Source organism: Bacillus haynesii, from assembly GCF_001969855.1.
Lineage (GTDB): Bacteria > Bacillota > Bacilli > Bacillales > Bacillaceae > Bacillus > Bacillus haynesii.
The window spans coordinates 66782-89159 of the sequence record NZ_MRBL01000017.1; the positions used below are offsets into that span (position 1 = coordinate 66782).

Below are 22378 nucleotides of genomic sequence, written 5' to 3' on the forward strand. Positions count from 1 at the left end.
ATACTTCTTACTTCGCTCTTTTTATTTGGAATTCATATTTTTTAATGGTTATTACCATCTCTTTTTAACTCTTTTATATATTTAGGTATAACAAGAAACCGATTTTTACCTAAATTTCCATCAAGGAAAAGAAGTAATTCTTGACCTCCTATTAATTCCACACTTGGATTTTCCTTTGCGAAATTTATAGTCCCTTTAGTAAAACCCTTGGCACCAAAACGCCCTATCCCTTCAACTACTTACGGTTAATTTCTTCTCTCTAATTCTATCTTTGAAAAAATCGCAGGGATTTGTCCTCAACGATCCTTGGTTGTCTATTTTGGTTACTTTAATAGACATGGCACAGTGACAATAGTTGCACTCACATTTACCAAAAATGGTTTATTTTCTTGTTTTGTTTTTTCGAAGGCTTCTTTGCCCCAAGGGAACCAGTCGACGGGGTTGTGGGCGTGTTGGAGTAAGTATGGTGACTCATTGATTAATCTGTTCGTTGGCATGGGATCGCCTGCTTTATAAACGAATTTTTATTCATTATTGTCTTTACATGATTTAATATACCAAATATTAAAAGAAGAGTTTTTTTAAGTCATCCTCTTCTTGTTTTCACTGATAACTAAGTTATTTTTTGATGCTTAGAACATTGTATTTGAATAATAGAGTGATTCCTATGTTCATTAAAAAATGTACAATAAATGGCACTAAAATATTGTTCGTTTCAAAGTATATCCAACCAAAAGTCAAACTTGGAACGCTTATATTTATTAGCATTACAGGCTTTTTGAAGTAATGTGTGTGAAACCCTAAGAAACATAAAGTCGTTATTATAATTGCGATCCATTGATTCTCTATAAATACGAAAAGCAAAGTTTGAATAATACCTCTAAACAAAAGTTCTTCAAATAATGCCCCTAAAAACATAAAGGAAAAAATACTTAACAGTGAAAATTGTTGATAACTGTTGTTTGTATCTTCAATGTATTTGGAGGGAATGTAAAGTGACAAAGCGATACCAAACAAAAGTAGAGCAAATGAAGCGACAATTATATTCAGTATCATTTTGATTGGTTTATCGAAGGATAGGATATTTTGCAGTGTGAGTATATCATACACATTGAGAATGAACATGATAGCTATGCAAATGAACGTAAAAGATGAAAATACTAAAACAGCGTCTTTTGGATTGAAGTCTTTTTTTGTTTTCTTGGTTATGTCTTTTTCACTTTGCATATTTTACCTTCTTTTCTATGATTTTTAATATAAACACCTTTTATGTCATTTTATCAGAAGGTATAGGATCTTGAAATCTTGGGGGAGGATTGAAACTCGGGTATATGTATTTGGCTTCTTTTTTTTGATTACTCTAGCTGGCTGCCACCAATGGTAAGTCGAATAGCCGATGCTCACGAGAACCGGCTTGTTTTCGCTTTTCTAATGCTTATATAAAATAGAAAGAACTTTCAAAAAGTAGTTGATTTTAAGTTCTTTCGAACGTATAATTTATAACCATAACGTTATGGTTTGGAGGGATTGGATGGGGCTGGAAAGCTAAAAATCGGCGAGTTGGCTGAAAGGGCTAAGGTAACAAAGCGAAAAATTGACTATTATACAAAGCTGGGTTTGTTAAATGCAGAACGCTCCAATTCTAATTATCGCTTTTATGACCATTCTTCAATAAAGCGTATTAAATTTATTGAAAACCGCCAAAAAGCAGGATTAACATTAAACGAAATTAAAAATGAACTGGCGGAAAAATACTCCGAGGAAATAGATTTATTAGAACTTAGACTGAAAATGAATGAATTGAACCGAGACGTATCTGTATTTCTTGCAAGTCTTGAGAATGCAGAGGTAAAGAAGTGCGGAGAAATCAAAAAGAAAATATCACAGGAAAGTTTATCTTTGATTCAAAAACTTCTTTTGTTGTTTACTTAACCCCTTTTTAAGGAACGATAAAAGTAACTCTTTTATGGGAGGTGTAAGTCTTACTTTAAAGTAAGACGACTTATTGACAGCCATTAATTTAATTATTTTTGCGGTATTGATTGCTTTAACAGCGTTTTTTGTTGCAACGGAATTTGCGATTGTAAAAGTGCGGGCAACTAAAATTGACCAGCTTATACTTGAAGGGAAAAAAGGAGCGGTATCCGCCAAAAAAGTAGTCACCCATTTAGATGAATATTTATCGGCTTGCCAACTGGGGATAACCGTTACAGCGCTGGGTATTGGATGGGTTGGAGAGTCGACCTTCGAAGTGATCCTCCATCCGATCTTTGCTTATTTCAATGTGAGCGAGCAAGTCACACATATCTTAATCTTAGTCATTGCGTTTATTCTCGCAACATTTTTACACGTTGTCGTTGGAGAACTGGCGCCTAAAACCCTTGCCATCCAAAAAGCAGAGGCAATCACACTTTTAACTGCTAAGCCGATTAGGCTGTTTTACCGAATACTGTACCCGTTCATTTGGTTTTTAAATGGTTCTGCTCGTGTATTAGTGGGGCTTTTTGGTTTAAAACCTGCCGCAGAACATGAAATGGCTCATTCAGAAGAAGAGCTGCGGATTTTATTGTCTGAAAGCTATAAGAGCGGAGAAATCAATAAGAATGAGTTGAAATATGTCAATAACATATTCGAATTCGACGAGAGAATTGCAAAAGAGATTATGGTTCCCCGTACAGAAATAGTGACGATTTCCCTTGACGATCCTTATGAAGATATTATCAAAACCATTAAAACCGAGGGTTATACTCGATACCCTGTTGTAAATGGAGATAAGGATACCGTTCGCGGCTTTATTAACGCTAGAGAGTTATTGTCTGCGTATATTGATGCAGACACTAAAGCAAAAGATGAATTTAAAATTGAAAAACACATCAATCCTGTTATACATGTCATTGAATCTGTCCCTATTCATGATCTGCTGACGAAAATGCAAAAAGAGCGAATTCACATTGCTATCTTATTGGATGAGTACGGAGGAACGTCAGGTTTAGTAACAGTTGAAGATATCCTTGAAGAAATTGTAGGAGAAATCAGAGATGAATTTGATGATGATGAAATCCCTGATATTCGAAAGTTAAATGAAGGTCACTTTATGATAAACTCAAAGGTGTTGATTGAAGATGTCAACGATCTTTTGGAAATCGATTTATCCAATGAGGAAGTAGATACAATAGGCGGCTGGTTCATGACACAAAACATTGATGCAAAAGTTGGTTCTGAATTAGAAGCCGAGGGTTATATTTTTAAAGTGCAAAAAATTGATGGCCGGCAGATTCATTTTCTAGAAGTCAAAAGTGGAAAAAAATAAATCAATAATGATTTTTTTAAAAAAAGAGCCTGAAACTTTTCAGGTTCTTTTTATTATGTCTTAAGAGAATACAACCGTTGACCAAATACAGGTCGAATAGCCGATGCTGCCAAGTGCCGACTTGTTTTTCGCGCTTTGCTTTTTCGAAGGCTTCTTCGCCCCAAGGTAACCAATCGACGGGGTTGTGGGCGTGTTGGAGTAAGTAGGTGACTCATTGATTAATCTGTTCGTTGGCATGGGATCGCCTGCTTTCATTTATTAAATGTATTGCTTTTCGAGTTTAACTAATGCTGTGTGTTTTATACTTGTTGTTGCTATTGGTACAAAACAAATTAGTTATTTACGAGAAAGGATGGACTCGAGAGCAACTTACAAAGAGGGGTGGTATTAGTCAGTCTCCTACCCCTTTTCCTGTCTTTAAGATCGCCAATGCTTTTGGGTTATGGGGAGAAGGCCAAAAAATAAATAAACAATGTAAAACGCCTCATTCGGAGGCGAGTTAGTGAAGGACCCTCTCAAAAAATATTGTATTGAGAGGGTTTCATCTTGAAAGTTTACAGAGATTGTTATCAATAATATAAGATTCTTGTTCAACTGGATAAAAGAGTAATGGAGTTTTTATTTTACCCGTGTTTCGTTCTCGTATTGAGGTATAAATACTTCATTTATAAACGTGTCAAAAGACGTCGGGGTAGTATTTTCGGATGATCGCTGTTCCAACATTCGAATGTGCTTTGTATTCAGAGCATGTGCTGTTTCTAAAACAAGGTCTATAATATGTTCTGAAAACCCTTGACTTCTCATTTCATTTCGGGCTGCTTCTTCGGTTGTTTGTATATAGCCGAGGTTCGGTTTGCCGATCGCTTTTCCTATGAGCCTCACCGCTTCAGACATACTCAAGTCACAGCTGCCGTGCAACTCTCTTATTTGTTGATCTTGATGGTTAACTTTTAGCATCGCTTCTCCTGCAATTTGTCCAATGTCCCGTGTAGAAACCATAGGAAACTGGACATCGGGGAGAAAAGGACCTTTTGCAGCATCATGAATTAAAATGTTTTGTATTTGTGAAAGTAAATTTTCCATGAAGTATCCAGCCCGTAAGTGCAAAACGTTTAACCCTTCTATTTGATTCAGGCGTTGTTCGAGCAAGTGTAATCCTGCTACCGGTCCGGTGCCTTCTTCTTTATCTGCTCCCCAACTGCTGAGAGAAACAACATTCTTAACTTTTGTTTGTGCCAGAGCAGGGATTAATGCATTGATAATGCGAGTCTGGTAAGCGCGAAAATCAGTGCTCGTCACAATGTAATTAGGCTGAAGCATCACGTAGACAGCTTTCGCGCCGGTAAAAGCCTTCATCAGTCTTGTTGCATCTCCTGGTTCAGAGACAAACGGTTCAGCTCCTTTACGCACAAACGGCTGTAAGCGTTCCGGGTTTCTGCCAATTACTCTGATCGGCTGTCCTTTGTCTAATAAATAGTTTGCAACTGCACTGCCTGTTCGTCCGGTTGCCCCTGTAATCACGTACATAGCCTGCACCTCCGTTGTTTTGATACTATCATAGGAACTATGGTATAAAATAACAAGTAGGCACTTTTGTGACACGCAGTATCCATTTTGATACTAATCTGGGGAGGGAAGCGAATGCTGGTGAAATACAAGGATAACGAGTATAGATGTTCAATAGAATTGACATTGAAGTTAATAGGGGGTAAATGGAAAGTACTCATCTTGTGGTATTTAGGCGAAAAAAATATGCGCTTTGGCGAATTAAAAAGAGCTTTACCGCAAATTACGCAAAAAATGTTAACAAAGCAGCTGAGGGAATTGGAAGAGGACGGTATAGTCAATCGATTTGTTCATCATCAAGTACCGCCTAAGGTAGAATACTCTCTTTCTGAAATGGGCAAAAGCCTTTTGCCGATTTTAAGCACTTTGTCTGAGTGGGGGACTTTCTATGCAGAGCAGGCTGAATCTAATTATTAATCCCGCAAAAGAAATAGAGCCTCTAAGAGACTCTATTTCTATATTAATAGAAATATCCAGAATACGAATAACGATTGAGGTTCTTTTACACAACTACAAGACTGTGGTTTATTTACTGAAAAAACGTAATACACGTTCATTTACATATTGAGGCTGTTCCATTGATAAAACGTGGCCTGCCTGTTTTATGATTTCCGCTTCAATACCAGGAACGAATGTTGAGGCCCGATGTAAGGCTGATTGCGGGTCATAGATGACTTCATGTTCACCCAGCAATAATAGAATAGGGACTTTTACTGATTTTAATTCGTCATCGGTGAAAACATACGGAAATCCGTCGGCGTTAGGCTTTGGCTGTCTTAATCCATCCTGCCACATTACGCCTGCATGAAACTGCTCTGCAAAAACCGGGTGTAACACATTACGGTCCGCCATCATCCACTTTAAGAAACTCTCTACTCCATCAGGCTCTGTGAGACTAATAGCGTATTGATAGAAATTATGATGAAACGGCAAAAATGTTTCCGCTGGACTAAGGATAGCTGCGCTTTCTACCCTCTCCGGCGCACGTAAAATGAAATTCATGTTATGAAGGCCGCCAAGCGAAAGTCCAACCATATGCGACTTCTCGATCCCCAGAGCGTCAAACACATCAAGAAGCCAATCGGCGTAATCCGCTCTCGTACTGCATAAGTCTGCAGGGATGCTTTTGTTCTTATCACCTATGATATCGATTGCATATGTTCGGTATTTGCTGCTCCAATCCGCAATATTGAGATACCACATAGTGGAGCTGAATAATGCGCCATGAAGTAATACAAGCGGCGGGGCATCCTCGGGTCCGCTTGCAATAATATGCGTTTGGCCGAAACGGGTAGATACGTAAAAAGCATTGAAGTGAACGGGCCAAAGACCAAGGCTTTCATCATAAGCTTGAAAATAGCGAATGCCGCTGGCGCTTAATTTTGGAATAATAGGTGAATGGTTAGTCATAAAACTTTTCCTCCCAATCCTGCTTAATTTGTCGTTTTAAAGAAGTTTTGTAGATATAACAGATTATAATAATAATATAATACAGATTTAATAGTCAGTCGAAAAACCTATTAAATATGGTTTTTTATTATTATAACAGTTTTTAGATCTTTGTATAACAGATTGGGACCTGTATTCCTTTACCTTGTTTATTTTGAATAATATAGATATAAGCATTTCCCGTTGATTCGATGCGGAAAATATGCCGGATGATTTGACAGTTTATTTATAATAATCCATTGCTTTGTGATTATTCCAAATTGACATATTGTATACATTTGTATACAATGAGCATCAAATATACAAAGTCAGGTGATGAATCATGAAACATAAGGATTATAAGAGAGAAGGGTATCATCGGGGCGGGCGTCATAAAGGGAAAGGCGAGCTGGAGCACCGCGGGCCGAAAACGTTCCGTCGCGGGCGAGCGATCGCTTTTTTGGATATGATGAATCTGAAGCGCTCAACCATTAAGCAGCAGCTGGAACAGCCGGAGTTTCAATCGATCCAGCCGATTTTAGTCGGTGAATTAAAAGCCATTGATATGGTCATCAATGAATTTAGTCAATTATTTGAAATACACGAAAGTGAAATGACGGAAAACAATGAGGAAACGCTTGAAAGTCATAATGAGAAGGGGGATGAACCGGAATGAAACAGGTGAACCGTTATATTGATGCCGTGTTTACTCGCGATTGACGCTTTTTTGGAGGAAGTCCTATCGTCTATTCAAGAGAACGGGATGCCTTCGCTCTCGGTGTCTCCCTCGACCGGAAAGCTCCAGACGATGCTTGTATCGATTCCCGGAGCAAGACGCGTTTTGGAAATCGGCGCTCTCGGGGGGCTACAGCGGGATTTGTCTTGCAGAGGCTTTGGCAAAGAAGGAACGCTGACATCTCTTGAATTAAATGAAAGCTACGCCGAGCTGGCGCACAGCAATCTTTCTAAAGCGGGATTTGGCGGCCAGGTATCGTATATGACAGGACCGGCATTGGAAAGCCTTGAAACATTAGCCGGCAATCAAAAACGATTCGATTTTTTCTTTATCGATGCAGACAAAGGAAATTATGAACATTACCTGGCGTATTGCATCAAATTGGCGGAACCGGGCGCTTTAATCGTTGCCGATAACGTACTTGCAGGGGGAAGTGTAGCAGACGATGATGCTGCACTGAAGCGTCATACCGAATCCATGAAGACATTCAATCAAGCGGTCGCCGCCCACCCCAAATTAGAATCCCTGCTGATTCCGATCGGTGATGGGATGACCGTGTCGCAAGTCAGGAAATAAAAGAACATCATCTGGCTAGTTACTGATTCGGTGACTAGTTTTTTTAATGCCTGAAACCGAAATGCAGCCACAATCTAAAATCGGAATATCGATAGATTCAGTTCATAAAATGTTGAAGGGGACATGCCCTTAACAAATTGACAAAAGGTTCTTTTGTAGTAAAATTCAACTATTCATAAACGAAAGGAACCGCCGGGTTTGAATGCGGGGCCAAATTTTAAATAAGAAGGTGTTGAGGTGGCGGGGTATTCTGATCGTACGGTTGAGAGTTACATAGATTCTCCGGATCAATTAAAGAGATTGTACAAAAGAGTATTAATCATTGTGAGTCTGTCGCAGATTTTCGGCGGTGCGGGGCTGGCTGCCGGGATTACGGTAGGTGCCCTGTTAGCAAAGCAAATGCTTGGGACGGATGCGTTTTCAGGAGTCCCTTCTGCCTTATTTACTTTAGGATCGGCAGGAGCCGCTTTCGTCGTCGGGAGGCTTTCTCAGCGTTACGGGCGCCGTACGGGTTTAACTGCCGGCTTTATGGTCGGCGGGATCGGCGCAATCGGGGTCATTGTTGCGGCTGTGATCAACAGTATCATATTGTTGTTCGTTTCCCTGCTTATTTACGGAGCGGGCACAGCGACTAACTTGCAGGCGCGGTATGCCGGCACTGACTTGGCTGATAAGAAGCAGCGGGCAAAAGCGATTAGCGTCACAATGGTGATGACAACTTTTGGAGCGGTTGCGGGTCCCAATTTGGTGGATGTCATGGGGGAATTTGCTTCGATCATCGGCGTTCCATCACTTGCGGGACCGTTTATTTTATCGGCGGCAGCTTTTATTCTGGCAGGGCTTGTGCTTTATATTTTGCTTCGGCCGGATCCGTTGGAGATTGCTAAAAAAATCGAAACGTATAGACAAGAAAATAAATTAGCAGACGAATCGAAGTCTGTCGGTGCTTCGGACGATCAAAAGGGGATTACAATTGGTGCCGTTGTTATGGTCCTTACTCAAATTGTGATGGTTGCGATTATGACCATGACGCCCGTTCATATGCAGCACCACGGACACAGCTTAGGAGATGTCGGGATCGTGATAGGTTTTCATATCGGTTCAATGTATCTTCCATCACTTGTCACAGGGGTTCTTGTTGATAAAATTGGCCGGACAGCCATGAGCATCGCCTCAGGAGTGACCTTGCTGCTCGCTGGTGCAGTGGCGGCGCTGGCTCCCAGTGATTCGCTCGTTTTATTGATCATTGCCCTTTCGCTGCTGGGATTGGGATGGAACTTTGGATTAATCAGCGGAACTGCTCAAATTATCGATTCGACTGAGCCTTCAACACGTGCGAAAGTGCAAGGAACGCTTGATGTTTTGATCGCATTGGCGGGAGCTTCCGGCGGGGCTCTTTCTGGAATGGTTGTCGCTCATTCAAGCTATGCCGCATTATCTTTGGCGGGAGGGCTGTTATCCTTGGCTCTGATTCCAGCCGTCATTTGGTCGCGAAGAAAAACAGACACTCAAAAAGGGTAGGAAAAGGCCTCATCGATACGGGGCCTATCGGACAGAACCGCCGGCCTTTCTTAATTTAAAATGAAATCGGGGCACCTGAGATCTTCTTCAAATGAAGGATACTTTTTCAGCATCTCTTTTGACGGTCTCGGTTCCTCTAATAGAGGGAAACTTTGGTAAGGTAAAGGGAGGATAGGCTCCTCTATAAAAATAGAAATAAAGACTCCGTTAGAGGTATTTAAAACCAAATAATAATAAAAAAGGTTCATTTTTGTTGTTTTCTTTTGAAATCCAATGGAAGCTATTTAATTTTTATGATAATTTATGCTTTGGACATTGGGAAGGAGCTTCTTTATGAGAAAATTTGTAACATTTTTAGCAGCTTTCACTCTATTATTTACTTTATCTATGAATTCAGTTTCTGTGGCTAATGCTGAAGAATCTAAAAGTTTAGGAACAATTAAAAAAATGAATAACAGTGAACTTGAATTGACATTTTATCATTCTGAAGTTGTTATGAATTCAAATGGTGATGTAACAGTGATTGATAGTATCACTGGCAAAAAAGAGACATTGCCAAGTCGTACTGTAGACAAAAATGATAATCCGGTAGATTTAGAATATGAAAAAAACGATAATGGACTATTAGTAAAGGTGATAAAAAGGAAGGCAGCAATATGTTCAGAACACAATCAGTTGCAAAATGTGTACTTGGAACATCTGGGGGAACTGTTACAGGCGCAGGTACAGGGGGATTAGCAGGAGCAGCTGTTGGTACTGTTACGATACCCATTGTTGGAACGGTTAGTGCTGGCCTTGTAGGAACTATTGTTGGTGGCGTCGGTGGAGGATTGACTGGTGCTGCTGCATCTTGTTTTGATTAACTGTTGAAAGAAAAAATAACGAGGGAAAGAGAAATCCCTCGTTATTTTAATCTAATATATAAAAAGGTGATTCCATATGAATAAGTTAATATTACCTTCTATAATCGTAATTTTTATATTGTGGATTTTATTGCAAATATCAATAAATATGAATGTTTTTAAAAATCCATTGAATTATTGTATCATAATCGTTATATTTTTCTTGTTTTTGAAGCTTGCAAAAGAAAAATGAATACTTTTTACTTATAATCGTTCTTGTTTCAAATTCTTGCTATTAGCGTTTTTTTAATTTGAAAACGATAAAATCAGGACATCTAAAACCTTCTTCAAATGACGGATATTTTTTCAGTAGCTCTTCCGTCTTTTGTTTTCTCCCAGCCGCTTTCCGGCGTAATGAAGCAGGGATGCAAAATCGAAAAAATAAAAAATCCGCGGCCTGTCAGCAGCCGATGCATTTCCTGAAACGCTTTTTCATAATCCTCAAGGTCTTGCATGATCATATTCGATATAATCAAATCAAAGCTTCTGTCTTCTAACATATTCTTCACAGTTCCCGTGCCGATACTCAATCGGCAAATCATCCGTCCTTTCCTTGGCAATGTCGATCATTCTCGGCGAGTAATCGACAGCCGTTACACTGGCTCCGGCCTTGGCCAGCAGCCTGCTGAAATACCCTTCACCGCACCCGGCATCGAGCACACGTTGATTCTTTACCATATCAATGAGAGAAAAAATAGCAGGATTTAAAAATACTTCTTTGTGGATGTCTCCAAGTTCGGGGATGGAATCCATATGACCCATATATTTGGGGTTAAAGGGTTCATGGAGTTTTTAACAACCGCCTTCACTTTTTTAAAGAGCTCTTCTAAATTGATTCCGGTCTCGGGTATATCGCCGTAATGCGATGATTCCGGAGAAGGCAAAGTACGGTGATTCCCGGCGCTGCTTGCGTGCTCAATGACGATTTTGATAATTTGATTAACAAGAAATAAGATTTCCTTAATATTCTGGCCATTCGGATCAATAATAGTGTTACTGGGCAAAAAGGATAGTTGCGTAGTTCACACGCTGCTTTCTTTCACATTTTTTCTCAATTTGATTTTGGCGTATTATGGTTGTTTGATGAGTAATATGAGGTTCGAAGAAAAAATAAAAAGAACAAGTTATCATAAAAAGTTATTATTGAGTTTGTTTGATCAGTAAAATGATTATAACCATAACATGATAGTTTAAGATAAATTCGGTAAACATCATTCAGGCTCTTTTTTTGCCTTCATGCTGAATCGAAGCGTGATGACAGAAGCTGCAATGACGCCGGAAGGCATTTGTACATGTCTATCAACAGAAGCCCGACACCACCCGGCGGTAACGCGTTCTCTTTGATTCATTCCTCTATTTTGCGAGCGTCTCTAAACAATAGGGAGCTTATCGCCGATCATATAAGTAAGGATATTTATGTAAAAGGATAGATGAATGGAGTTTTTTGAGGATGGAATTTAACGAGCTTATCGAAATGCGTCACTCTGCAAATAATTTTCTGGAAGATGTTCAAATCACGGTGAAAGATCTGGAGCCTATCTTTGAGGATATCAAGCTAGCGCCTTCGGCGTTCAATTTACAGCATGCAGAGTATAAAGTGATATTGGATAAGGATTTAAAAGAAAAAGTCAGGGAAGCTGCGAACGGCCAATATAAAGTGCATTCAGCCTCTGCTGTGATTTTAGTGACGGGAGACCGCTACGCCTACCGGCAAACGGAAAAAATCAACGAAGGCATGAGGGATTTAGGAATGATTAAGGACTTTGAGCTGCAGGAAATGATTGAAAACAATACCGATTTTTACGAGTCGCGCGGGGAGCAATTCATGAAGGAAGAGGCGATTCGCAATGCTTCTCTTTCTGCGATGATGTTTATGCTCGCCGCCAAGAACCGGGGGTGGGACACATGCCCGATGATCGGATTTGACAGCGATCAGGTCCGCGAGTTGCTAGAGATCCCGGATACACATGAAATCGTGCTCATGATTACGATCGGTAAAGAAAAAGAAAGCAGCCGACGCTTGAGAGGATATCGCAAGCCGGTTAATGAATTTGTTTCTTTCTATTAAAAAAGGAGAGGGCGCCTTAAGACAGGCAGCCCTCTTTTTCATTCTTCCCCGCGATGAGACAGTACTTCAACTAAGTGGTCAAGATCAAGCTGAAGGTGGCGAATCATCGCTTTTGATGCCTGCTCATCATCTCTTTGTTTCATATGGCGAAAAATTTCCCGATGTTGCTCCAAAATAGCTTCAGCCCGTTTTTCTCCTTCAAAATTCAAAATGCGGAAATAATAAATTAATCCTTCCAAATCGTTGAGCTGTTTCCGCAATAGACTGTTTTGTGTATATTGGATAATTAAGTCGTGAAATGTATCATTTAATTCGATAATTGTGTTTTGATCCTTGGATTGAAGGATGGCTTCCTCCGTTTTTTGCAAAACGTCTTCAATCGTTTTAAGTTCCTCTGCCGTTGCAATTCTTGCCGTCAATCCCGCAGCGAATGATTCAAGCGCCGTCCTGCAAAAATAGATTTCTTCAACGTCCTTTATTGTCGGCTGATAGACCTTCACTCTTGAGTCGATGACGATGAGCCCCTCTTTTTCCAGAACCCTGATCGCTTCTCTCAAAGGGCTTTTGCTGACGCCGAGCTCCTTGGCTAACTTCGCTTCGGCGATTCGTTCACCAGGTTTTAATTTCCCTTCAAATATCATTCGCTTAATCGCGTGGTAGGATTGTTCATAAAACGGTTTTGGTTTTTCAATCACGCTTCTCATCCTCGTATTCGTTCTCATTTCGTATTTTACCACAGGTTCCCTCGTTATCTCCCACTATAACCACTCCAAGTGCAGGATAAACAAAATGCCCGGCCGCAAGCCGGGCACTGAATTAAAATAAGAGAATGAACCCTGAAACAGCGGGAGTTAAAAATAAACCCGATTTCAAGACGGCTTTCGGCAGGACATTGGTGAATTTAGCCCCGACATATGCGCCGCACATCGTACCCGCCAAGATTTTGACCAATAGAATATAATCGACAAATCCCTCTGAAATATAGCCGGCCCCTCCGCCTAACGAGAGCGGAATAATGACGAGCATCGTCGTTCCTACGGAATGGCGAATCGACAGGTTCAGCATCATCATCAACCCGATTTGAATAAAAGGCGCAGAGCCGATTCCGAACGTTCCGGAAAGGACGCCGGCCACGATTCCCAATAAAATGGCCTTGATCCAAAAGGCAAGGTTCGTTTCCTGGGCAGCTTCTTTTTCTTTCAAAAAGAATAATCTGATTAAAATCAGGATGGCTGATAAAAATAACATTCCTGCGGTCATATAATGCAATGAACTTGAAGGTATCAGAGAAGTCAGCTTAGCCCCTACAAAGGATCCGGCTGCAGCAAAACAGCCGACGGTTAAGCCGATTTTCAGCTTGATATTTCCTTCGCGAAAGTGGCTGTACGTGCCTGATAAACTCGTAAAAGCCATGCCGGCCAGAGACGTTCCCAATGCTGTATGAATCGGAATGTGAAACAGCATCGTTAACAGCGCGATGACGAATCCGGCTCCACCGGCCCCGACAAAGCCAAGCACAAGACCTAATAAAAACATAACCAACACAATCAACATGTTGCTTCTTCTCCTTTATGAATAACTGATTTTATACAATCTTAAGGTCGACGGTATCTGGTCGACCGAAATCAATAACAACATCTTACTCTATTATTTCTATATTGACAAGACGGCCGAGAGGGCATATGTCGTCTACTTTTATTTTTTTAGCCAAGTTAAAGGACATTCCTGTTGACAAATCAGCCAATTTGTAATTATGATAGTTACATCAAGTGTAACGAAATTTGTTACAGATCGAGATTGAAACATTCAGGAGGAATTCGAATATGAAAATGTTAGTAACGGGGGCAACCGGAAAATTAGGATCGAAAATTGTGGAAAAACTGCTGGAAACTGTACCGGCGGATCAGCTGGCGGTCAGCGTGCGCAATCCGGAAAAAGCGGAAGCGCTCCGGGCGCGCGGGGTCGATGTGCGCCACGGGGATTTTGACCGCCCGGAAACATTGGAATCCGCATTTCAAGGCATTGACCGTCTGCTGATCATCTCTGCGGATGGAGATAATGAAACGAGAATCCGGCAGCACGGCAATGCGGTAGCTGCCGCAGAGCGCTCCGGAGTTCGGTTTATCGCTTATACGAGCATTGCGAATGCCCGTGAAAGCAAAAACTTCCTTGCGCCGACTCACAAAGCAACTGAAGAAGCGATTTTGAAAACGGGGATTCCTTACTCCTTCTTGCGCAATAACTGGTACTTGGAAAATGAAATGTCGAGTATTCAAGGCGTTTTGGCGGGAGCCCCTTGGGTGACATCAGCAGAGAATGGCAAGGTGGGCTGGGCGCTGCAGCAGGATTACGCGGATGCAGCGGCAGCGGTTCTGTCCGGCGAAGGCCACGAAAACACCGTCTACGAACTTTCAGGCGAATTATTAACCCAGGAAGAAATCGCTTCAGCCCTTGGAGAAGTATTGGGTAAAGAAGTACCCGTTCAGCATGTTGACGATGCTGCCTATCGCGATATCATGAAAAATGCCGGTGTACCCGATTTTCTGATTCCGATGGTTGTTGACATCCAAAAAGGAATTCGTGAAGGCACACTTGAAGTCTCAAGCGATGACTTTGAAAAAGTGCTCGGCCGTCCGGTCACTCCAATTAAAGAAGGATTGGCTCAAATCGTTGGAGGAATCTCAGAAGCGAAGTCATAATCAATAATATTCGAAAGAGTGATGAACAAGTGTACAGTGTTCATCACTCTTTTTTTAAAGATAGATAACTAAAAAACTTACCACAATCACCGCGCATACTTTATAGCCCAAGTTACCTTTATTAAATAAGTAAAATATCGACTGGATTCCGGAGCTAATGATGAAGGCATAAAAAAAGTGTTCAAATGTAAAGTGAAAACCGCGAAATATAAATTGCATGAAAAGGGCGACACCGGTCAGGTAAAACCAGCCATGATCATCTAACATTTTTTTTAATTCGGATTTAGCTTCATCAGCGGAAGATATAGAAACAGATTCAGTCGACAGCTCCCTTTTTAAAAGCCTGCCACGAGAACCGAGATCCCTAAAATAAATAGAATAATTGCTTCGAACATCATATACCTCCGTTTCATTATCAAATAAAAATCCGTCGGGGCGATACCGGTCAGGGAACGGCCATTGTTGATTATTTAAAAAACAATCTCCATAAGAGTAAAAAATATTTAAAGGCGCTTTTAGCGGGCATAAAAAGACAGGCGGGTGCGGCTGCTTGAGAAGAAAAACTGAAAGCTGATGGCAGCGCACGAATTTGCAGTGTGTATTAACTGGTAAAGAGCATTCGATAGTATCCTCTTTTCTATTAAAACTCACAAATATGCACCTGACCGTTATTTGATTTTCCTTTGCTGTATTAAACTTACGGCCACAAGCATGACAGTGCCGAGTAAGGCAACCGGAAGAAACCACCCGCCAAATCCGCTTCCCCAGTCTAAAGCGATTAACACGGATTCAATTAATATGAGAGAAAAAATGATTAAGCATGCATTTTTTAAGCGGTTGATCAACTTTCGACTGAGCAGATAGAAGTGTTCGGCGTTTGTTTCATTGAGGCGCTTTGGATGATTGTGAATCTCAGGGTGCTTTTCTAGGAACTGTATGAACAGAAGGATAAGTAATCCGATTCCCGGCAAAATGAAAAGCTCCCATTTTGACCCCCAGCGATCCACTTCACCGAGTGCGTTGTAATGTGCGGGCACTTTTTCGGGGAGCGATCCCCAGACAACGGCCAAAAAGATGATCGATCCCAGATAAAAGAAATAGCCAAATGTGTTCCAAACCCGTTCTCCTTTTGTCTTTTCAATTTTGATGTGAAAACCGTCGGCTCTGTTTGGCATATGTGATCCCTCCTTTAGTTTTAAGTACGGTTTGACCCATGAGAAAGTTCGGGGTTTTTGCCTGCTGGAAGTGGGTATATTTGCAATGAGTCAAGGCAATGTTAAGGGAATGTAAATCGTCAGCCGGCAATGTTAAGTTATTGTAAATTTTCGATTTGAATCGTTTACATAGGCTTTAATCTCCATCATAATCATAGTGTTTGGTTTGTAGATTTATGTCGAATTAGGGGGGCAACGACTTTGGAAATAGATGTGCAGAAATTGCTTTTTGAATTCATTGGAGGTCTCGGGATTTTTCTTCTTGGTATTAAGTTTATGGGAGAAGGACTCCAAAAATCAGCCGGAGATAAGCTGAGAGACATTTTAGATCGTTTTACAAGCAACCCTCTGATGGGTGTTTTGGCAGGTATAATTGTTACGGTTTTAATTCAAAGCAGTTCCGGCACGACCGTTATCACTGTCGGTCTCGTCAGCGCCGGCTTTATGACCCTCCGCCAGGCGATCGGCGTCATTATGGGTGCGAACATCGGAACAACGGTCACGGCATTTATTATCGGTTTTGACGTTGGTGCATATGCGCTTCCGATCCTCGCCATTGGTTCGTTTTTGCTGTTTTTCTTAAAGAGCAAAAAATTTCAGAACCTCGGACAGGTTCTGTTTGGATTTGGTGCGCTTTTCTATGGTTTGGAATTAATGAGCAGCGGAATGAAGCCGCTTCGGACGGTTGAAGCTTTTCATGATTTAACAGTCAGCATGAGTACGAACCCTGTTCTCGGTGTGCTTGTCGGTACGCTTTTCACCGTTCTCGTCCAAAGTTCAAGTGCAACCATCGGGATCCTGCAAGGGCTGTTTGCCGATTCATTAATAGATCTAAACGGCGCTCTGCCTGTATTATTCGGAGACAATATCGGTACGACAATTACCGCCGTACTGGCATCTCTTGGCGCCTCCGTCGCAGCGAGACGGGCTGCGGCCGTTCACGTATTGTTTAACCTGATTGGAACGGCAATCTTCCTGATTTTGCTGAAGCCGTTCACAGCTTTGATTTTAATGCTTCAATCCTCTATAGGACTGGACCCTAAGATGGTGATTGCGTTTGCCCACGGGATTTTTAATACGTCGAATACGCTGATTCAGCTTCCGTTTGTCGGCATATTGGCTTTGATCGTTACGAAGCTTATTCCGGGCAAAGATTCGGTTGTGGACTATAAAGCAACACATCTGGACCCGCTGTTCATTCAGCAGTCTCCTTCAATTGCGCTGGGACAGGCGAAAGAAGAAGTATTGCGCATGGGTGAATTTGCGGTAAAGGGACTTGAGGAAACAAAAGAGTTTTTTAATACAAAACAGGCAAAACATGCGCAAAGCGCTTTTCAAATAGAAGATGCGATTAACAATTTGGACAGGAAGATAACCGATTACTTGATCGAGCTGTCAGCCACTACGCTTTCAGAACAAGAATCTGAAGAACATCATATGTTAATGGACACAGTCAGAGACATTGAAAGAATCGGCGATCACTTTGAAAACTTGGTTGAGCTTGGTGAGTACCAGCAATCCAACAGGGTGAAAATTTCCGAAGCGGCAATGGCTGATTTAACGGAAATGCTTGACCTGACCATTTCCACTGTTAAGGAGTCCATCACTGCTCTTGGGGAAAATAACGAAGATGCCGCAAGACGTGTAGTCGAAAAAGAAAATCAAATTGATAAAATGGAACGCAAGCTTCGCAAAAAGCACATTCTTCGCTTAAACGACGGATTATGCAGCGGACAAGCCGGCGTGATCTTCGTCGATATCACCAGCAACCTGGAAAGGATCGGCGACCATGCCGTCAATATTGCAGAAGCTGTTTTAGGAGAAGAAAAGCATTAAAAACCGGGAGTCATTCCGGTTTTTTGTTTTGTAGGCCTTTGTTATCACAGTGTGACATTTTTACTAAATTGTGCGCGAAAAGGAAGAACATTCTTCTTCTGGAGACCTAAATCAAGTATAATAGTTTTATTCTTTAGGAGGTATTAAGATGCAGAAATACAGAAGAAGAAACACTACGGCCTTTACGGTTATGTCATATTTCACATTTTTCGCGGGGGTCTTTTTGTTCGGTATCGGCCTATACAATGCGGACAATTTGCAGCTCAATGAAAAAGGCTATTACATAGCCGTGATGATTTTAGTGGCGGTCGGCGCGATTTTAACCCAGAAAGTGACGAGAGATAACGCCGAGGACAATGAAATCATTGCGGAGCAGGAGAGAAGACAGAATTTGTCTAGTGGTGAGTGATTGTGGAGGAAGGCATCAGAGGATGCCTTCTTTATTTTTTGGTGTTTAAAATATTTTTGTATTTACTTTCTAGTAAGACATCAATCATTCCAATAATTTTTGTATGGTTCGATTTTTTTCTAAAGTGTAAAAAGTTTTGATCTTTGTTTCTTTGCGATTTAGTGATCGTGCCGAACACCCAGATGGAGCTGGCTAAAAGTAATATTGTTAATACCAAAGGAAAAATAGTATGCTCGATGTCATATATGGAAACGATTTGACCAGAAAATATAGCAGTTATAATGCTGGCGGTGAAGGAGCTGTAAAGCGAAGCTTTTATCACGTGGCTGATTTTTAGTGTTGGACCCGAAAAATAAACTTTCAACCTGTTTAGCGTGGATAAATCTTGTTTTTCGAGATATGCCATCAGCTCTTTATCGTTTTCAGCTTTTGATATCAATAGAGTTTCAGCGGTTTGTTTTGTTTCTTCGAATAATTGTTTGTCTGTTTGCATGTCTTTTGCCCTTCTTTTTTGTTTAATTGATAGAGAATCAAAGCAGAGGTGAGTGTTCCTCTGCTTTCTAATTGAATTCTTTTTTAAAACGTTCATCTAAAATAAAATCAATCATACCCGTGATTCTGGAATATTCCGCTCTTTTTTGGAAGTGCAGGATTGTTTGCATTGGTCCTTTTCGCGAGGAAATCAGCATCTTGGCGATCCAAAGAAAAGAGAAGATCAGATAGAACATGAAGAAGTATGAAAATAGCCTTGAAAGACCATGGTTGAGGGAGGAGACTTGACCAGATAAAAAGGCCGCCATAATGACAGCAGTCATACTGCTAAAAAAAATGCCTTTAATAAAATATGTTAATGTAAAACTGGGGTTTGAAAAATAGATTTTTAGCTGATTTAATGTAACAGAACTTTGATTTGCAAGGTATGTAAGCAGCTCTTCGTCACTTTTGTGAGACTCAAGGAGTTTGGCTGTATGTTCAGCTTTTTGAAATAATTGTTTTTCGTTTCTCATTGGATGGTCACTCCTATTCATAAAAAACATGAGATTTTATTGGTTCGGTATATTTTTTAATGCCTTTTTGTATTTTTGTTGTAAAACATAATCAATCATTTTTACGATACGTGCAAACTCGGCTTTCTTGGAAAAGTATGTAATGAATTGAATCGGCTTTTTTTTCAGGATGACAAGCTGTTTAAGCACCCAGAATAAACACCCCGTAAATATGATAGCTAATATTATAATGGAGATGCCGGAAACGAAAGGGAATATCGAATCTGCTTGACCAGAAAGAATTGCAGTTATGAAGGAAGCCAATATTATACTGAAAAATGCTGCACTGATGAAATAATGAAGCGCAAATGAAGGATCTGAGTAATAGATTTTCAGTTGATTTAAGGTTAATGAATCTTGTTTAGCGAGAAAGTCTAATAACTCTTCGTCGCTCTTATCACGGTAAGTTTTAAGGGTTTTGGCTGTATTTTGCGTTTCAATGAATACTTGTTTGTCTGTGTTCAATGTTAATACCTCCATGATACTTTATATATTAAAGATTTGGAAAAACTGCATAAATACATTATATTATGTATTTATGCAGTTTTCATTAAATAAGGAAATGAATGAGATATTAGTTCACCAAATATCGCAAATAACATAGCAGACACTGCCGTGCCGATAGCGATTTCAGATGCTACAGTTCCCGCTATTACAACAGCTGCTACACCCACAGTAGCTGTTATGATAATTCCTCCAACTGTAACCCCAATTGTACCTCTTTTCTTTCATTATGCTTTCACTATTAGGTGGCAAACGTATGACATAAAAATACGGAAATTGACTCCTTCACTAAATGAAGTGAAGTCAATTTCCGTATCTTGTTTATCTCAACAGCCCCAAGCTTCCTGTCAGCCGCGTAATTTTCTTCTTATCACCGCAAACGCCAATTCCAAAATAGCGGTAATCGGAAGCTGCGGTGCTTTGAAATGCCTCAATATATGCTTCATATGTATGAATGCTTTGCGCAACATCGGTGAAATCAACCGTCAGAATATCGCTGAATTCGTCGGTCAACAGCTTTTGACTTAATTCATAAAGCAGCTCGGCGTTGCCTTTTAAAATGGGGATTGGGAGTTTGACGATACCTAAATGGTCGATGCCCGAGCCGTCTGTTACATTTTCTCCGATCAGATCGGGTTTGTTTTTGCCGAGTGCGGCTCCCAGAATGGCAGCGGTATTGGCGATTAGCCCGAGCGGCAGGCTTTCATCGATGATCAGTGCGCATTTTGTCTCTTCCATCAAATTTGTTCCTCCTTCAGCTGGGGTTTTGGTTTTGTTTCAGAAATATAAAGCCCGGCCAATGTGAGCGCTCCTCCGCAAAAAGCAACCCATGTCAGTTTTTCTTGCAGAATGACGACGGATGCCGCAATGGTGATGACGGGCACCATATAGATATAAGCGCTCGTTTTTACCGCCCCAAGCACACCGACCGACCAGTTCCATGTCACAAAGCAAAGCGCAGATGCACCCGCGCCTAAGAACAGGATGTTCAACCAATTGACGGGGGAGGCAAAAGGGCTTGCGTCGAAGCGAAAATCGAACAGGAACAGAGCCGGAACCATGAAAAGCAAGCCGTACAGAAAAATCCGCTGTGTGTATTGGATTGTATGGTACCCGAATGTGCTGATTTTTTTCATTAAAATGGCATATGCCGCCCAGACGAATGCGGAGGCAGCAGCAAGAATGTCGCCGAGCGGATTCAACTTGAGCATCATTTGTCCGTTAAAGAAAATGAGCGCCAGACCTGTGAAAGCGGCGGCGAATCCAATGAAGAAGCGAGGCTCCAGCTTTTCGCCCGAAAGGAGAAAATGCGCCAATACCGCGGTGATCATCGGAATAACCGCGACGATCATGCCGGCGTTTGAGGCGTAGGTAAGGGTAAGCGCGATGTTTTCCAACAGAAAATAAAGCGTCACCCCGCATAAACCTGCTCCCGCAAACAGGGCTTCCTGTCTCCAGCTCCGGAATGTCAGCATATGCGGATGCACCATGATCAGCACAATCAACCCGATGAGAAACCGGTAAAATAATATATCTACGGGCGGGAAATCCTCGAGCAGCACCTTTGTCGAGACAAAAGTGGTACCCCAGATGATGATCGTGATAACAGCTGCGAGGTGTCCGGCGGTTTCGCGTCTTGTCTTCATCCTTCGATCTCCTGCCTGTCATATTCAAAGATTTTCATATATTGTTTTGGCGTCAGCCCGACCTGCCGCTTGAAAAATTTTGTCATATGGCTCTGATCACTGAAGCCTGTTTGGAAAGCAGCATCGATTGGTTTTACGCCTTTTTCCAACAGCTTTTTCGCATGGTTGATACGAACGGTTTCCAAGTAACTATAGGGGGAAATCCCTTTCTGCTTCGTAAACGACCGCAGGAGGTGATACTTGCTCCAGCCTGTCAGCTTGCTTAAATGTTCAAGCGTAATGTTTTCCTGGTAATGGGATTCCAAAAAACCGCACACCGCTTTGACTTCGTCGGACGGTTCAGGCGCATTTTCGAGAAATGTGATATCAGAATACGTCCGAATCAACTCTTCGAGAAGGTTGAGAAAAAGCTCCTCTTTTTTCAAGGCTTTTTCTTTTTGCAATATTTGAATGTGTAGCTCCTTCAAGCTGGCGTTCAGCTCATGACGGAACAAGACATTTTCCGTGAAATATGGGAGGCTGTCGGTCCCGGTGATCTCCTTCACAAATCTTCTCATAACGTCAGGCATCACGTTAATGCAGCGATAATCGAGCGCCTTTCCGTCAATCTGCTCACAACTGTGCGTGTCATAAGGATTGAAAAGTACGAGATCGCCTTGATTAATAATGTATTCTTCTCCCTTGCAAAGCAAATATCGCTGCCCCTTCTCAATAAAGCCAATCACAAAATACTCGTGAAAGTGATTTGGAAACTTCTGCATAATGCCTTTAAAGCGGTAGGCTTCAACATTTAGATCAGGGTCGAGGAAAAGCGTGCGGGTTTCATTTCGCATGGCGGGCCTCCTTGGTGTGATGATGTTTAAGTTTATCATGTTTATGGGAGAATTCTTGTATGATGTTGCTTAATGAAAAAAAGG

General features: G+C 41.2%; 24 protein-coding genes and 3 pseudogenes. 11 read left to right on the forward strand and 16 right to left on the reverse strand.

The window, feature by feature from the left end:
* Window positions 1-323: 323 nt before the first annotated feature.
* Both BTA31_RS15345 and BTA31_RS15350 read right to left on the reverse strand, forming a co-directional pair.
* Window positions 324-497: a DUF255 domain-containing protein gene (locus BTA31_RS15345; protein ID WP_076793038.1), complete on the reverse strand. Its 174-nt coding sequence runs from the start codon at window positions 495-497 to the stop codon at window positions 324-326.
* Window positions 498-618: 121 nt separating this feature from the next.
* Window positions 619-1227 carry a CPBP family intramembrane glutamic endopeptidase gene (locus BTA31_RS15350; RefSeq protein ID WP_076793042.1) on the reverse strand — a complete coding sequence of 203 codons (609 nt, stop codon included), beginning with the start codon at window positions 1225-1227 and terminating at the stop codon, window positions 619-621.
* 300 nt (window positions 1228-1527) lie between these two features.
* Between BTA31_RS15350 and BTA31_RS15355 the strand changes: the two genes are divergently transcribed.
* A complete protein-coding gene (locus tag BTA31_RS15355) occupies window positions 1528-1932 on the forward strand; it encodes a MerR family transcriptional regulator (protein WP_239693216.1) in 405 nt (134 codons plus the stop codon).
* Window positions 1933-2005: 73 nt separating this feature from the next.
* Window positions 2006-3310 (forward strand): hemolysin family protein, encoded by a 1305-nt coding sequence (locus BTA31_RS15360; protein ID WP_076793044.1) that lies wholly within the window; start codon window positions 2006-2008, stop codon window positions 3308-3310.
* 69 nt (window positions 3311-3379) lie between these two features.
* Here BTA31_RS15360 and BTA31_RS23720 read toward each other — a convergent pair.
* A pseudogene (locus BTA31_RS23720) lies at window positions 3380-3547 on the reverse strand (DUF255 domain-containing protein); the annotation flags it as partial.
* A 381-nt stretch (window positions 3548-3928) separates the two neighbouring features.
* On the reverse strand, window positions 3929-4837 hold the full coding sequence (locus tag BTA31_RS15370) for an NmrA family NAD(P)-binding protein (RefSeq protein ID WP_076757881.1): 909 nt from the start codon (window positions 4835-4837) through the stop codon (window positions 3929-3931).
* 114 nt (window positions 4838-4951) lie between these two features.
* Here BTA31_RS15370 and BTA31_RS15375 point away from each other — a divergent pair, with 114 nt between their 5' ends.
* A complete protein-coding gene (locus BTA31_RS15375) occupies window positions 4952-5293 on the forward strand; it encodes a winged helix-turn-helix transcriptional regulator (RefSeq protein ID WP_158027587.1) in 342 nt (113 codons plus the stop codon).
* Window positions 5294-5401: 108 nt separating this feature from the next.
* On the opposite strand, the gene BTA31_RS15380 is transcribed toward BTA31_RS15375, so the two are convergent.
* Window positions 5402-6286 (reverse strand): carboxylesterase, encoded by an 885-nt coding sequence (locus BTA31_RS15380; RefSeq protein ID WP_076793047.1) that lies wholly within the window; start codon window positions 6284-6286, stop codon window positions 5402-5404.
* 361 nt (window positions 6287-6647) lie between these two features.
* On the opposite strand from BTA31_RS15380, the gene BTA31_RS15385 reads away from it, so the two are divergent.
* From BTA31_RS15385 to BTA31_RS15400, 4 genes and pseudogenes are all read left to right on the forward strand, one after another.
* Complete coding sequence (locus tag BTA31_RS15385; RefSeq protein ID WP_043928732.1) at window positions 6648-6980, forward strand: hypothetical protein; 333 nt, start codon at window positions 6648-6650, stop codon at window positions 6978-6980.
* Window positions 6977-7616: pseudogene (locus BTA31_RS15390) on the forward strand (O-methyltransferase). The gene BTA31_RS15385 and the pseudogene BTA31_RS15390 overlap by 4 nt, the downstream one beginning before the upstream one ends.
* Before the next feature lie 237 nt (window positions 7617-7853).
* On the forward strand, window positions 7854-9137 hold the full coding sequence (locus tag BTA31_RS15395; RefSeq protein ID WP_076793050.1) for an MFS transporter: 1284 nt from the start codon (window positions 7854-7856) through the stop codon (window positions 9135-9137).
* A gap of 333 nt (window positions 9138-9470) precedes the next feature.
* Entirely contained in the window at window positions 9471-9875 is a 405-nt protein-coding gene (locus tag BTA31_RS15400) for a hypothetical protein (protein ID WP_239693217.1), read from the forward strand.
* Window positions 9876-10274: 399 nt separating this feature from the next.
* Here the strand turns inward: BTA31_RS15400 and BTA31_RS22425 are convergent.
* Window positions 10275-10777: pseudogene (locus BTA31_RS22425) on the reverse strand (class I SAM-dependent methyltransferase); the annotation flags it as partial.
* Between the two features lie 712 nt (window positions 10778-11489).
* Between BTA31_RS22425 and BTA31_RS15415 the strand changes: the two are divergent.
* Window positions 11490-12107, forward strand: coding sequence for a nitroreductase family protein (locus BTA31_RS15415; protein WP_076793058.1), 618 nt, complete (start codon window positions 11490-11492; stop codon window positions 12105-12107).
* Between the two features lie 38 nt (window positions 12108-12145).
* Here BTA31_RS15415 and BTA31_RS15420 read toward each other — a convergent pair whose 3' ends face one another.
* Entirely contained in the window at window positions 12146-12811 is a 666-nt protein-coding gene (locus BTA31_RS15420) for a GntR family transcriptional regulator (RefSeq protein ID WP_076793159.1), read from the reverse strand.
* A 112-nt stretch (window positions 12812-12923) separates the two neighbouring features.
* The gene (locus BTA31_RS15425; protein WP_076793061.1) at window positions 12924-13661 is read right to left on the reverse strand and encodes a sulfite exporter TauE/SafE family protein; all 738 of its coding nucleotides are present in this window, start codon (window positions 13659-13661) and stop codon (window positions 12924-12926) included.
* 269 nt (window positions 13662-13930) lie between these two features.
* Between BTA31_RS15425 and BTA31_RS15430 the strand changes: the two genes are divergently transcribed.
* Window positions 13931-14806, forward strand: coding sequence for an SDR family oxidoreductase (locus tag BTA31_RS15430; protein ID WP_076793062.1), 876 nt, complete (start codon window positions 13931-13933; stop codon window positions 14804-14806).
* A 54-nt stretch (window positions 14807-14860) separates the two neighbouring features.
* Here BTA31_RS15430 and BTA31_RS23375 read toward each other — a convergent pair whose 3' ends face one another.
* Both BTA31_RS23375 and BTA31_RS15440 read right to left on the reverse strand, forming a co-directional pair.
* A complete protein-coding gene (locus BTA31_RS23375; protein WP_239693218.1) occupies window positions 14861-15457 on the reverse strand; it encodes a hypothetical protein in 597 nt (198 codons plus the stop codon).
* 17 nt (window positions 15458-15474) lie between these two features.
* Window positions 15475-15981, reverse strand: coding sequence for a DUF1648 domain-containing protein (locus tag BTA31_RS15440; protein WP_076793063.1), 507 nt, complete (start codon window positions 15979-15981; stop codon window positions 15475-15477).
* Between the two features lie 240 nt (window positions 15982-16221).
* On the opposite strand from BTA31_RS15440, the gene BTA31_RS15445 reads away from it, so the two are divergent.
* Complete coding sequence (locus BTA31_RS15445) at window positions 16222-17856, forward strand: Na/Pi cotransporter family protein (protein WP_043926065.1); 1635 nt, start codon at window positions 16222-16224, stop codon at window positions 17854-17856.
* A gap of 148 nt (window positions 17857-18004) precedes the next feature.
* Window positions 18005-18265, forward strand: coding sequence for a YiaA/YiaB family inner membrane protein (locus tag BTA31_RS15450; protein WP_043926066.1), 261 nt, complete (start codon window positions 18005-18007; stop codon window positions 18263-18265).
* Window positions 18266-18296: 31 nt separating this feature from the next.
* Here the strand turns inward: BTA31_RS15450 and BTA31_RS15455 are convergent, their stop codons facing one another.
* The 6 genes from BTA31_RS15455 to BTA31_RS15485 all read right to left on the reverse strand — a co-directional run bounded on the left by BTA31_RS15455 (window position 18297) and on the right by BTA31_RS15485 (window position 22294).
* Window positions 18297-18758, reverse strand: coding sequence for a hypothetical protein (locus BTA31_RS15455; RefSeq protein ID WP_076793064.1), 462 nt, complete (start codon window positions 18756-18758; stop codon window positions 18297-18299).
* Window positions 18759-18825: 67 nt separating this feature from the next.
* A complete protein-coding gene (locus tag BTA31_RS15460; RefSeq protein WP_076793065.1) occupies window positions 18826-19272 on the reverse strand; it encodes a hypothetical protein in 447 nt (148 codons plus the stop codon).
* 36 nt (window positions 19273-19308) lie between these two features.
* A complete protein-coding gene (locus BTA31_RS15465; RefSeq protein ID WP_076793066.1) occupies window positions 19309-19776 on the reverse strand; it encodes a hypothetical protein in 468 nt (155 codons plus the stop codon).
* Between the two features lie 360 nt (window positions 19777-20136).
* A complete protein-coding gene (locus BTA31_RS15475) occupies window positions 20137-20553 on the reverse strand; it encodes a DUF2000 domain-containing protein (RefSeq protein ID WP_076793067.1) in 417 nt (138 codons plus the stop codon).
* Window positions 20553-21461: a DMT family transporter gene (locus BTA31_RS15480; RefSeq protein ID WP_076793068.1), complete on the reverse strand. Its 909-nt coding sequence runs from the start codon at window positions 21459-21461 to the stop codon at window positions 20553-20555. The genes BTA31_RS15475 and BTA31_RS15480 overlap by 1 nt, the downstream gene beginning before the upstream one ends.
* Entirely contained in the window at window positions 21458-22294 is an 837-nt protein-coding gene (locus tag BTA31_RS15485; RefSeq protein WP_076793069.1) for an AraC family ligand binding domain-containing protein, read from the reverse strand. The genes BTA31_RS15480 and BTA31_RS15485 overlap by 4 nt, the downstream gene beginning before the upstream one ends.
* Window positions 22295-22378 lie beyond the last annotated feature (84 nt).